Source organism: Desulforhopalus glucosivorans (assembly GCF_054397165.1).
On sequence record NZ_AP044854.1, the window covers coordinates 1,435,332 to 1,447,681 of the forward strand.

General features: G+C 39.4%; 10 protein-coding genes. 5 read left to right on the forward strand and 5 right to left on the reverse strand.

Going from position 1 to position 12,350, the window contains the following annotated elements:
- Positions 1–11 precede the first annotated feature (11 nt).
- From ACX6CI_RS06140 to ACX6CI_RS06155, 4 genes are all read right to left on the reverse strand, one after another.
- On the reverse strand, positions 12–569 hold the full coding sequence (locus ACX6CI_RS06140; protein WP_458777281.1) for a PilZ domain-containing protein: 558 nt from the start codon (positions 567–569) through the stop codon (positions 12–14).
- 79 nt (positions 570–648) lie between these two features.
- Positions 649–2,133 carry a sigma-54 interaction domain-containing protein gene (locus ACX6CI_RS06145; protein ID WP_458777282.1) on the reverse strand — a complete coding sequence of 495 codons (1,485 nt, stop codon included), beginning with the start codon at positions 2,131–2,133 and terminating at the stop codon, positions 649–651.
- A gap of 246 nt (positions 2,134–2,379) precedes the next feature.
- On the reverse strand, positions 2,380–2,826 hold the full coding sequence (locus tag ACX6CI_RS06150) for a PGPGW domain-containing protein (protein ID WP_458777283.1): 447 nt from the start codon (positions 2,824–2,826) through the stop codon (positions 2,380–2,382).
- A 31-nt stretch (positions 2,827–2,857) separates the two neighbouring features.
- Positions 2,858–6,382, reverse strand: coding sequence for a DUF748 domain-containing protein (locus tag ACX6CI_RS06155; protein WP_458777284.1), 3,525 nt, complete (start codon positions 6,380–6,382; stop codon positions 2,858–2,860).
- Positions 6,383–6,729: 347 nt separating this feature from the next.
- On the opposite strand from ACX6CI_RS06155, the gene ACX6CI_RS06160 reads away from it, so the two are divergent.
- From ACX6CI_RS06160 to ACX6CI_RS06180, 5 genes are all read left to right on the forward strand, one after another.
- Positions 6,730–6,993 (forward strand): hypothetical protein, encoded by a 264-nt coding sequence (locus tag ACX6CI_RS06160; RefSeq protein ID WP_458777285.1) that lies wholly within the window; start codon positions 6,730–6,732, stop codon positions 6,991–6,993.
- Between the two features lie 147 nt (positions 6,994–7,140).
- Complete coding sequence (cdaA, locus tag ACX6CI_RS06165) at positions 7,141–7,929, forward strand: diadenylate cyclase CdaA (RefSeq protein WP_458777286.1); 789 nt, start codon at positions 7,141–7,143, stop codon at positions 7,927–7,929.
- Positions 7,926–9,020: a CdaR family protein gene (locus tag ACX6CI_RS06170; protein ID WP_458777287.1), complete on the forward strand. Its 1,095-nt coding sequence runs from the start codon at positions 7,926–7,928 to the stop codon at positions 9,018–9,020. The genes cdaA and ACX6CI_RS06170 overlap by 4 nt, the downstream gene beginning before the upstream one ends.
- Positions 9,017–10,369, forward strand: coding sequence for a phosphoglucosamine mutase (gene glmM, locus ACX6CI_RS06175; RefSeq protein ID WP_458777288.1), 1,353 nt, complete (start codon positions 9,017–9,019; stop codon positions 10,367–10,369). Before ACX6CI_RS06170 ends, glmM begins: the two co-directional genes overlap by 4 nt.
- 55 nt (positions 10,370–10,424) lie before the next feature.
- Positions 10,425–11,375 carry a glycosyltransferase family 2 protein gene (locus ACX6CI_RS06180; protein ID WP_458777289.1) on the forward strand — a complete coding sequence of 317 codons (951 nt, stop codon included), beginning with the start codon at positions 10,425–10,427 and terminating at the stop codon, positions 11,373–11,375.
- Positions 11,376–11,398: 23 nt separating this feature from the next.
- Here ACX6CI_RS06180 and ACX6CI_RS06185 read toward each other — a convergent pair whose 3' ends face one another.
- Positions 11,399–12,340 carry a lysylphosphatidylglycerol synthase transmembrane domain-containing protein gene (locus ACX6CI_RS06185; protein WP_458777290.1) on the reverse strand — a complete coding sequence of 314 codons (942 nt, stop codon included), beginning with the start codon at positions 12,338–12,340 and terminating at the stop codon, positions 11,399–11,401.
- Positions 12,341–12,350 lie beyond the last annotated feature (10 nt).

Consider the following 12,350-nt stretch of genomic DNA (forward strand, 5'->3'; position numbering starts at 1 on the left):
CGCTATCTCAGTTATATACGACTGAGATGTGGTTCGAGAAATGTGTTCATCGCTTCAACGAGTCTCGTGGATTGAAATGAGATTCCGGCCTGATATCCGGGAGCGTCTATTTGTTTGTTGCACCACTCCACCAGTCCCGCGCCAGTTCTCAGTGCTTTTGGGAATTTTTTGTTAAATGCGAACTGTATAACTGTGTCGCTTGTGAGTGGAATGTCTGTATGCAGTCTCATCCCTATTTTGCTGATATCTAGCGTTTCTGCTTTTTCAGAAAGTTGTTCAACAATTTCCCCAGATTTAATCATTTTGAGTAGATCTATTTGATTGGAGAGTTCGATGCGAAGAGATTGCCGACGATTGCGTCCTTTATTGCTTCTATCCTGACCAGCATCGCTGTGTTTAGGGGCGTGCAGGGAGTATTGTAGACAAAAGTAGTGATCTTCTGTCGTACAATATGCTGTAATATGTTCTTCAAGTGGAATAAAAAGTCCATCATTACAGACGCGACATTTTTTTGAATCAATTGACCAGAATTGGCAGGTCGTATTACTTTTCTTGCTTGGGTACCCCATACAAAACCTTATAACAATCAAATTAAAGAACGGAATTGCTTTTTATGATGGATTTGCAATAATTATACCTATTTCAAATTTAGTACGTATGGTCCTTAGGAGATATATTATATCGCTTCATTTTGTCGTAAAATGCAGTCTTGCCTATCTTAAGTTGATCCACCGTTGGGGCAACCTTCCCATGATTATTTTTCAGTGAAATTTCAATAACCTCTTTTTCAAGCTCTGCAATAATGGTTTTTAGAGACTTGCCATCGAGATTGTCCAGATAATTTTTCTCTGTTGACGCTTCCTGCCCGGCGGGGTCAATGTCAAAGAATAACTCATTTTCAGTAATAGCACTGTTTTTTGCCATAAGTACGGAGCGTTGAATAACATTTTCTAGTTCACGGACATTTCCTGGCCAACTGTGAACAAGGAGCCGGTCAAGTATGGATTGGGGAAGAAAGCTAATGTCCTTTTTGAAGACTTGACGATATTTCCTGATAAAATGAGTGGTGAGATCAATGATATCTTCTCTTCGTTCTCGAAGGGGAGGGATGGAGATATTGATGATGTTTAATCTATAAAAAAGATCAAGTCTAAAGCTACCATCCTGAACCATAGATGTTAGGTCTCGGTTGGTAGCAGCAATAACGCGAACATCAATTTGAATAGGAGAATTTCCGCCTACGCGAATAATTTCTCCGTCTTGCAGAACCCTGAGGAGGGCTGCCTGCATCCGAGGACTGATATCACCGATCTCATCGAGGAATATAGTTCCTCCATCAACAACCTCAAATTTACCCTTTCTTTTGCTGTCAGCACCGGTAAATGCACCCCGCTCATGGCCAAAGAGGTCACTTTCAAGAAGAGAGTCTGCTATGGTATTACAGTTTATTTTAAGAAACGGCTTGTCGCTTCGATCACTGGATTCACGTATGAGGTTTGCGACAAGTTCTTTTCCTGTCCCCGATTCTCCAGTAATAAGGATAGTGGCGTCGGATTTAGCAACTTGGAACACCATATTGCGAAGCTCAGTCAAAGCCTTGCTGGACCCAACCATTTTGCCTTCAGTCGGCTGATCCTGTAGATGTTCTTTTAGTGAGTTGAGTTCACTGGTAAGAGTCCGCCGCATTCTTTCGCTTTCTTTTAACTCGCTAATTTTATGGGCAAGGATTGTTTCTATGGAGTTGTGGAAAAGGGATAGTTCTTCTAATTGATTTTTGTTGTCCGTTACGTCTCGTATAAAAAACCACTGCAACATATCACCTTTGTACCCCTTAAAAGGTGCAAGGGTGTACTCTATATGGGTGTTTTCATATGATGTCGCAATAGCTTCACCAAAACTTTGATTCGCATGGGCTGATTCGATGATATTTAAGATGATACCAAGCATCTTTTTTTCCTCTGTCTTCATCTTTTTGTTACTTGAGCAGAGGTTACCGAAAAAACCGAGGGCACTAGGGTTCATATACTCAACGGACTGGCTATTTTTTACTAGCAGTACCATTTCCGGGATGGCGTTGAGTAAATTCTTTTGATTCGAGATGAGGCGAAGACAGTTAGGATCGGTGACATTCATAATAGAAAATATCGTAATTTAAAGGTGATGTGGATATCTGATATTCATTCACTGATTCGAATATACCCCAGATTGCGATATAACTATATACAAAAAGTTCAGAAATCCGAAAAAAATATTTTTGAAAGGGAACACGTTTGAGAGGGTGAAGTATAGGCTAGGGTATTGTTAACAGTATTCACTATTTTGATGTTGTTCATCTGTTGCTGCAGAGTAAGAGTGGGTTCTGGTACTAACTATGATACGTTATCTGGGAGGCCAGTTAATGGGTGGTTTGTTCGTTTTTTTTCGAATCCAGTTGATACTGTTCTGAATTTTTTTCTGAACAATTAAAAATGTAATAAGCCTTCGTTTAAACGGAAAATCAATGAGTAGTAGCGAAACAAATATAGTGATCAGGCCTTGTCCTGGCAAAAAAAGCATTATCACCCCGGAGAGGAGCAGAAAACAGCCGAAAATATTGCGAAGAAGGAAAAAAAACAGGAACTTTATATCATAATCAATGGCCTTGGCTGGTGTACTGGATAACGTCAGGAAGTAATTCGACGGAATTTTCCTTATCATATATGGCAAAAGCAGGAGAGATAGGACAAACGTTAAGAGTGAAATTGCTGGTAACCAGATAAGTAATCCATTGAAATCTCGTTCGCTCAAAGAGCCTAAATACTTGAAGATTGATGTTATGTTCTCCATGAAAAATACTCCTCAAAACAGGTTCTAACCGTTAAAGAGGGGTGATGTCAATGTGCACACCCCTGCTGGTTTTGATGTCTAACCTGGTGTCAATTGTATGTGGAGCAATTTCAATACGACTTTCGTCAAGCGAGAGTTGGGTCAGTAAATGGTTACGTACAATGCTGAGTCGTTTCTCCGCAAGGTCATAGAGCATTTCATCATCAACAATAACTGGTTCAGGTAAAAGTGGTCGGAAACCGGATAAGACTTTAGAGGGAATATCATTTTCAGATATCTTGCCCTCGGAAATAGCACTGTTTTCGCTGTCGCTTACCTGGTTTTCAAATTCCTGTTTTTTCTCCTGCCATTTTGCGAACAGCTTTTCGTTCTCACGCTCGACACGCAATTTTTCATCCTTTTCTAATTGGGCGTGGAGGCTTGTCCTGTCGGCATCCAGGGAGATTCCCCCACTAATTATCAGTTTAATATTAGGATGCGATACAAGTAGTGCGCCATATCTGGTTAGAGTTTTTCGCCCTTGTCCTGTAAGCATGAAGAGACCTGGCTGAAAGCTTATGTGTTCATTATCAATGAGATCTGCAAAGTCACCTTTGGTGAGAAGAAGTGGCGACAGAGAACCCTTAACAACCTTTGTTTGGAAACTGTTTGCAAGAGTTTCAAAAAGACTCAACTTTGTCGATTCAACTGAAGTAGAGATAGACGTCTGTATATGTATCACTCCATTTTTGTCAGCCATTAATGCTATGGGAAGTGCTGTTTCAGATGTTGGTGACAAAGGTGTCAGGCCTGATATGTGAGCGTCTATATTTTGTTCGTTTATGCCAGATTTCTGTTTTGCATTGCTAGTAAATGTGGCCATAGCAGAATCTGAATCTACATCAATTTGAGCTTCTAATTGTTTGTAATAATTTTTTACAGGGTAGTTTTCAACGGATAATTGTTGGCTATTTAGCTTGCCGTTTTTGACTGGTGATATACTTGCCTCCCAGTTAAACGATGAACCGTCTACATCACCACTCATTGAAAAGGTAGCGTTCTCTGCAGATTTTGCTGAATGAATATTTTTTATAGATCCTTTGATGCCAGTAAAAGAACCACGCCATGTAGGAGATAGTCTAGTATCTGTAATATATATTTGACCATCTGTAATAATAATATCCTGTATGTCTGTACCTAAAAGATTTACCTGAGTTGTTTGAGTCACTTTGCCAGGGGTACCTGCAAGGGATGCTCTAAAGTAGTCGATTAAATGGTCTTGGATAGAATCGCTTTTGTTTTGAATTGTCGCCTGTAGTTTTGGAGCTTGCAGGAGAATACGACCGATTGTTCTATGGTAGGGATCTGAAGTGAAACTGATATTTTCAATAGCACAGCTCTTCCACATTAAGGGTATAGTTTTATGAACTATTTTCCCGTCCGTAATAGTAAGATTGCCGACAAAGTTGTTTTGCGGAAAAGTGAGTGTTCCTTTTCCAGATATAGTTCCATCACTTTTTGTTATAAAGTTTGGCTGGGTAAGAAGCGACTCTGTTTCCTGGGATTTGAGTTTGTCAAAATTAAGTGTCAGGTCGACTGCGAGTGGATTAAATTTCATCTGGCCAGTTCCATTAACAGTTCCTCCGCTCTTGGAGGTTCCTGACAGAGTGAGAGTGTTTCGAGAATTGTTTGTTTCACCCTTAGCCTGAAAATCAAGTTTAACCCCCCTCATTGTAAAGGGATCCTTGGTGTCTGGGGAGGTAATAGTAAGCTCACCGTCAAAAGCAAGACTACTCATTATCTTTTCTGATGTGAGCAGCTTGGTAAAAAACGTAACGTTACGAGAGCGGTTAATATACAGGTGACCTTGATTGATTGTAACCTTACCTAGTTTATTGTGGTTGCTACCTATTGCCGCACCAGAAAGTTGTAGCCCATCTGCCGTTAAAAGAGTTTTGTTGTTTGATAGCGTTATTTTTTTGCTGTAACTCTCGATTTCACTGAGTCTGTAATTGAGTTTTCGATCGTCACTGTTCCATATTAAGGAAAGTTTCCCCTCAACATCTGTTGGGCCGTTGTCTGTTATACTGGTGCCCTTAGGGAGCACGGTACGAAATAGTGTTTTCGCAGACATTTTCTTCATTGAGAAATCACCAGTAAGTTCTGTTGGCTTACCAAAGGTGCCCGAGTATGAAAAACTGTGATTGTTGTTATTCTGCTCGCCAGTTAGCGTAAAAACAGCATTCATACCGTTGGTTTCTTCTAACCGGTTGTGAGAGTTGAAGTTGTCAATTGTAGCTCTAAGATGTACCCACTCTTTCGGCGGCGTTGACTTATTTGCAGCACCTTGTTTGAGTTTGCCATCTATAATATTTAAAGAGCGGATGATAAAGGATGTCTGACGTTGCGAAGTGTGAGGTATCGCACTGTCATCGGCCTTTTTTTCAGCAAAATAACTGAGTACATCATCTAAACTTGCTGCATTTGACACAATTGTTGGAGCGCTCATTAAAAACGTATCTACTAATACACGTTTTTTTACAGGATTATATTCACCTGCAATTTGAATATTATCTGAATCGAGTGCGATAAATTTATTGGAAGTATTGCAATAAAATTTTGTGATACCCAATTTAAAACCAACTGAAAAATTGTTCTGTTGTATCTCGTTATTAAAAAGGAGTTTGATTGTTCCATCAATAATTCCAGAAGAAGATTCCAAGGGAAGGCTAAAGGGTAGATAACTCATGTAGTCTTCAAGTTTAACGTCTTGCAGTTCCCAGGTCAGTTCTGTTTGTGATGCCTTTGTTCCAGGATTACTGCTGCTCTCACTATCTTTGAATGTGACCGGGCTGCCATTGATGATAGCTGAAAAATGAGGTCGGATATAGTCTTCTGCTTGAAATCCTATGTTTGAGAGAGTGGGAAGTTGCATCTCTAGTTGTTCAACGTTGTGGATTTGGTCTGTAGGCTTGTCCACAAAGACCACTCTTCCATCTGTCACCGTAATGTTATTGAGAGAAAAAAGAACTGGCAGGTCTGAGAAGGTCATCATCTGCCTATTGGTGCGGTCTTTAGCCGAACCCGGCAATAGGGGGCTGATGTTGTAGGAATTGTCTTTATTTCTCACAAGGTGGAGATGGGGGGCTGATAGTTGTACTTTCTGGCATATAAACTCCATGCGCAATAATTCAATGGGAGAGAATATGAGATCAATGTTTTCAACATCAATTAAAGGTTCACCATCTTGTTGCGTTACCTTGGTGTTATGTAACTTTAGGCTGAAACTGTAGGGGTTGAAGCTTATTTTATCCGCTGTTAGATTGAGGTTGTATTTAAGTTGGAGTTGCTCTGGGATGAAATGGGTGACGTAGTAGGGAACTCCAAGAAAACCTAGTAATGTGTATACCGTCAGTAGGCCAATCGGTATGATTAACCATGAAAGTATTGATGAAAATGGTTTTTTTGCAGCAGACTTATTCTTTTTGTGCGGGCGTTTTTGAGGCGAAGACCTCTGGATGGTTTTTTTCTCAGGTGCGTCTGTGTCAATGGAAATTCCACCAAATATATCTGTCATAATACGTTGTGTTGAGCTTGTGGTCGTAGTTTGAATGATGTGCTGATACAACAATGATTTTGAGTGATTCTTGGACTGTTGTAACGGAAAGTGGGGTTTAAGTAAATCAGCAAAGCACGTTAGTTTGAAAACAGATCAATATCGAATCTACTTCTCTTTTATACATACCTTAGCAAAATCACATCAATTATTATTATAAAATTACTGTAAAACTACTGTTTATGTTTGAAATTTTCTATATACTTAAAATAAGTGGTATTTACACTTTCCCTCTAGCCATTTCTGTGCCGCCTTATGAGGCCAGAGAAAAGAATTAAAATAGCATTACTCTTTGTACCGGTTTTCCTATGCGTAGGTTCTCTTGGTTCTGTTGTGCTGCTCAACATGATGCTTTGATAGTGGATTATCTCTTACCCTACATGACCGGCATCCGCAAATGTGAGCAGGTAAAAAAGAGTGCTGCTGGGCTTAATATGAAGATATTTCAGTTCATAGCAGACGATCAGGCGCAAATTAAGACTGTTGCCTCGACTGTCGACGTTGACAACGTTGTAATAAAAAGTCCAGATGCAGGAGAAATTGTTAGCCTTGTGTCATTTGAATTGTTATAAATTCTAATTACTATAAAAAGTAATTAATATTACTTGTGAATTGATTTATTTGTTGTCGCAGGCTTAAGTGAGTGACAGTAAATCGTAAAATTTATTATCCGAGCAACTTTTAAGGCTGTAAGGATCAAAATCTGAAACTTTTTGTACATGTTAGATAACTTTTCATATTTCAGGTGGCAGGACTGTATTGATATCCTGGTGGTAGCCTTTGTAATATACCAGCTGATATCGATTATCCGGGGGACGCGATCTGTCCAGATGGTGGCGGGCTTAGGTGTGCTCACCATCATATACTTTCTCGCAGGAGTAATGGACCTTGCTGCACTGACCTGGATCATGCAGACTTTTTTGAGTTCCATCCTGATTATTGTTATCATCGTTTTTCAGCACGATATTCGTAGGGCGCTTACCCAGGTCGGAAAGTCGCCGTTTCACAAAACAACTGATGTGGCTGATAAGGAGCTGGAAGAAATTATTCGAACCCTCTTTTATCTTGCCAAACGTCGCATTGGTGCCCTGGTGGTTATTGAGCGTGAGACTGGGCTTGGTGATTTTATTGAATCAGGGTTTCAGCTGGATGCAAAGTTAACAAAAGAGTTGTTAATTTCTGTCTTTATGCCTGTATCACCTCTCCATGATGGAGCGGTTCTCATTAGTGAGGGAAAGATAAAGCACGCAGGATGTATATTACCACTATCGCAAAATCCGTATATTAATAAACGATATGGAACCAGGCATCGCGCAGCCATCGGTCTGACAGAAGAAACCGATGCTGTGGTTCTCGTGGTTTCTGAAGAAACGCAAGAAATATCAATAGTACGGCACGGCGCACTGACTACTGTAGAAGATGAAATTACTCTGACCAATAATCTTAAGGCTATATTTATTGATCAGAATGGACAAGGATCAGCTTGGAAAAATTGGATTAGCAAATGATTAAAGGAGTTCTTCGTTCTATATTTGAACTGAAAAAAATATCAAATCTTGTCTCAAAAGATTGGAGCTTAAAGTTTATTTCGCTCGTCCTTGCAGTTGTGCTCTGGTTTTTTGTTGGTGGAGAAGACAGGGTGGACAAAAATGTGATGCTACCCATTGAGATTATCAATTTACCAAGGGACTTGGTTATTTCAAATCAGTTTAAAAAGGAAATAGAAGTCACAGTAAGTGGTCCTCGTTCTCTCATTCTTGAGATGGCAAATAAGTCCATCACCCGCCAGGTTGATCTTTCTGCTGCCACTCCCGGCACAATGGTGATTGAAAATGATAATGACCATATTCCGGTACTTCGTGGAATTACCGTTCAGCGGGTTACACCATCTTCAATCATCTTATCCCTTGATAAACTCATTCAAAAACAGTATCCGGTCAGCGCTAAAACCGTAGGAAATGTAGCTGATGGTTACTATGTCAAAACTCTCAAGACAGATCCGGATGTGATAACCATAACCGGACCTTTGACAACCTTGTCCCAGTTTGATGAGCTATTTACGAAGGCAATTAACCTTGCAGGAGTGAAGCAGTCGGCTCAACTGCAGGTACCCTTAGAGCTTGATCCAGCCATTGTTGAATTAATTGGAGAAACCTCGGTGACTGCTGACCTTACAGTGGGGCTTGAGACGGTTACAAAAACAATTGAACAGATGGTAGTAGATCTTGTTGTTGACGGAACACAGGTAAAGGTTACGCCTGCCACTGTGAAAATTGCGGCCAACATCCCCAAAATGCTACTTGGGAAATATCGCACTATGGGAGACCTTTTTTCTGTAACTGCCTTAAAGGTAGATGACAGTGATCTGTATCAGGTCAAAGTTATACCCAAAAATAACATTGAGTATCCAATTGAAATATTGTCAATTATTCCAACTCACGTACTGCTCGAAAATGATAATCCGTCTCCTGTTTATGACACAAATGTCCTATCTAAATCGCTTGAGTCTATCGTGCCAATAAAAGATGTGACCTCTTTACAACAGAAGTCAATTCGAAAAATCAAGAGAACAAAAACTAAGAAAAAAATCATACAATGAGAAAATTATTTGGAACCGATGGTATCCGTGGTGTAGCCAATATTTACCCAATGACTACAGAAATAGCCATGCAGGTAGGCAGGGCTATTGCCTTTATTGTAAAAGAAAAGGCCAAAGGGCACCGCATAGTGATCGGAAAGGATACCAGGCAATCATGCTATATGCTTGAAAATGCACTAGCGGCAGGTATCTGCTCCATGGGCGTGGATGTGCTGCAGGTGGGACCGCTACCTACTCCAGGTATTGCGTTTATAACAACTTCTATGCGAGCGGATGCTGGAGTTGTTATTTCTGCATCCCATAACCCCTTTCAAGATAATGGGATTAAGATATTTTCAAGTGATGGTTTTAAGCTTCCTGATGATATTGAAGCCCAGATTGAAGATCTGATTTTTTCCCAAAAGATGGCAGCACTCAGACCAGTCGCAGACGAGGTGGGAAAAGCAAGGCGAATTGACGATGCCAAAGGTCGTTACATCGTTTTTTTAAAGAACACTTTTCCTAAAAATTATACCTTAGATGATTTTCATATTGTGCTTGATTGCGCAAATGGTGCAACCTATAAGGTAGCGCCCCATGTGTTTGAAGAGCTTGGCGCAACGGTGACAACAATTGGTGTAGATCCTGATGGAAAGAACATCAATCACGAATGTGGCGCACTCCATCCAGAAAAAATGGCTGAAAAGGTCAAAGAGCTGGGCGCTGATATTGGTCTTGCCCTCGATGGTGATGGAGACAGGCTCATCGTCTGTGATGAAAATGGTGAGGTGGTGGATGGAGATCATATTATGGCAATTTGTGCCCAGGAACTCATTGTCCAAAGAAAATTAAAGAAAAAAACCCTCGTTTCAACTGTTATGTCAAATATGGGCCTTGAAGTTGCCATGGAGAAGATGGGCGGCAAGATGGTTCGTGCGGGAGTAGGGGACAGATATGTAGTCGAGGAGATGCGCAAGAACGGTTATTCCTTTGGTGGGGAACAATCTGGTCATTTAGTGTTCCTTGATCACATCACCACAGGCGATGGAATTCTTGCTGGATTACAACTTTTAGCCATAATGAAAAAGCGTAAAAAAACGCTATCTAAACTTGCAAAGGTAATGACGAGTTTTCCCCAGGTTCTTAAAAATGTTCGAACTTCAAGAAAAATTGACATTAACTCAATTCAGAACTTTCCTGAAACTGTAGAAAAATTTGAAAAACAACTCGGTCGCACGGGGAGAATCCTTGTTAGACCTTCTGGCACAGAGCCAGTTCTCCGGGTTATGGTGGAAGGAAAAGATGCGGAAACTATTAACGAAATAGCAGATGAACTATGTCTCCTAGTTGAGAAAGCTGATAAAAATTAACAGATGCACTGACAGGGTACTCTAAAAAAACAATTCTAAAATAAATCCTTTTGATATGTATAAAAAAAAGAAAATTGCGATTGTTATACCTGCTTATAATGAAGAAAAGTTGATTGGCAAGGTTGTCGAGACAATTCCTGATTTTGTCGATTATATCATCATTGTTGATGACTCTAGTACTGATGACACTGTTTCAATAGTCAAAGACCTCAGCAAAACGAATGTAAGGATCGTGTTTTTAGCTCATGAGACTAATAGGGGGGTTGGGGCAGCAATAAGTAGTGGTTACATATGGGCAAGAGATAATGCAATTGATGTGACCGCAGTGATGGCAGCGGACTTCCAGATGGACCCTAATGACCTTCCTCGAATCCTTGATCCAGTGTGTAACGAAAAGTGCGATTATTCTAAAGGAAACAGGCTGTTTCGCGGTGAATCTTGGGAAATGATTCCAAAATATAGATTCATCGGAAATTCCATTTTATCACTTATGACAAAAATCGCTTCAGGTTATTGGAATATTGCTGATTCTCAGAGTGGATATACTGCAATATCGTTGGTAGCTCTCCAACATATCGACCTTGAGTCGATCTATCCTAGATATGGTATGCCGAATGATCTGCTAATTAAGCTTAATATTGCTAATTTTCGGGTTAAAGATGTGTCTATCAGGCCAGTGTATAATGTTGGTGAAAAATCTGGGATTAAAGTCCGTAAAGTTCTATTTACTATTCCATGGATACTGTTTAAAGGGTTCTGGAGTCGAATGTTCCAGAAATACGTAATTCGTGATTTCCATCCACTCGTTTTCTTTTATTGCATGGGGGTTATACTCCCTCCTATTGGTTTTGTTTTAGGTCTGTACTTGCTACTAGTTAGGTTTATGGGGGCAGGAGTGGCGCCGACCAGTGCCTTATTTTCTGCATTTTTAATTATTTCAGGATTACAATCTTTGTTTTTTGCGATGTGGTTTGATATGGAATACAATAAAAATTTACAAGGATGAAAAGACGATTAATAACCAGAACGCTAAATAATATTTTTTTTACCCCGTAAGTTCAGGCCTAATTTATAATTGAAAAATATACCCAATATAATCATTAAGATTAGGTGAATTACTCGTATCAAACCAGCAGCCAGAAGACTTTCTGTTGGAGATATTCCGAAAATTTGTGCTGTGATAACCATAATTGATTCAACTACACCTATTGAGCCAGGAGTTATGTTAATCATCGCTGTGAAGTTGAATAAAGTTGAGATGAGGAGGCTTTGGAACAAGGAAAGTTGTACTCCGAAAGCATAATAAGAATAATATACTAAATATAATCCAACTACAGAATTGATTATTGTGATGCCAATTAATTGTTTCATAGCATCAAAATCTTTATTAATGCCGTGCCAAGCTGTTGTGGCTTGGTTAATTTTGTTTAATAGAGTAAATCTTGATTCAGGTATTTTGATAGGTAAAAATATAAAAGCACAAATTAATAAGAAAATAATAATGAAGAAAATGAGCAATTGATAGATAAGTATATTATTGAGTAAATACAGTAAAATTACACAAGCAGTGCCAATTGCAGAATTGATAATAAAAATGAGAAAATACAAAGAAAGTAGAGTTGCAAAGAATTTAGTGAATGGAAACTTATAAACTCTTTTAAGGTATAGAGCGCGTACGCCTGCTCCGCCGCGAAAGGGCAAGATGATATTCCAAAACCTCGTTATAACAGATAAACCATACCATTCACGCCATTTCAATCTTATGGCAAAGTGCTCCATTACAACTTTTGTGAAAAGTCCAGAAAATATTGATTCACCAAATATTAAAAAGGTTAAAATTATCGTAGGCAGCCATGATAAATTGAATATAATTTCAAATTCATGAATGTTGTTACGAATATAGTAGATTAACCAAGTTGTAAAAAGAGTTAAGAAAAAAATAGAAAGGGCGTTACGTATTCGGTTACTCATGATGTTTTAG

Excerpts from the sequence above, each read along its gene's own strand:
- ACX6CI_RS06140 (WP_458777281.1), bottom strand. The coding sequence starts at position 569 with ATGGGGTACCCAAGCAAGAAAAGTAATACGACCTGCCAATTCTGGTCA.
- ACX6CI_RS06145 (WP_458777282.1), bottom strand. The coding sequence starts at position 2,133 with ATGAATGTCACCGATCCTAACTGTCTTCGCCTCATCTCGAATCAAAAG.
- ACX6CI_RS06150 (WP_458777283.1), bottom strand. The coding sequence starts at position 2,826 with ATGGAGAACATAACATCAATCTTCAAGTATTTAGGCTCTTTGAGCGAA.
- ACX6CI_RS06155 (WP_458777284.1), bottom strand. The coding sequence starts at position 6,382 with ATGACAGATATATTTGGTGGAATTTCCATTGACACAGACGCACCTGAG.
- ACX6CI_RS06160 (WP_458777285.1), top strand. The coding sequence starts at position 6,730 with ATGCGTAGGTTCTCTTGGTTCTGTTGTGCTGCTCAACATGATGCTTTG.
- cdaA (WP_458777286.1), top strand. The coding sequence starts at position 7,141 with ATGTTAGATAACTTTTCATATTTCAGGTGGCAGGACTGTATTGATATC.
- ACX6CI_RS06170 (WP_458777287.1), top strand. The coding sequence starts at position 7,926 with ATGATTAAAGGAGTTCTTCGTTCTATATTTGAACTGAAAAAAATATCA.
- glmM (WP_458777288.1), top strand. The coding sequence starts at position 9,017 with ATGAGAAAATTATTTGGAACCGATGGTATCCGTGGTGTAGCCAATATT.
- ACX6CI_RS06180 (WP_458777289.1), top strand. The coding sequence starts at position 10,425 with ATGTATAAAAAAAAGAAAATTGCGATTGTTATACCTGCTTATAATGAA.
- ACX6CI_RS06185 (WP_458777290.1), bottom strand. The coding sequence starts at position 12,340 with ATGAGTAACCGAATACGTAACGCCCTTTCTATTTTTTTCTTAACTCTT.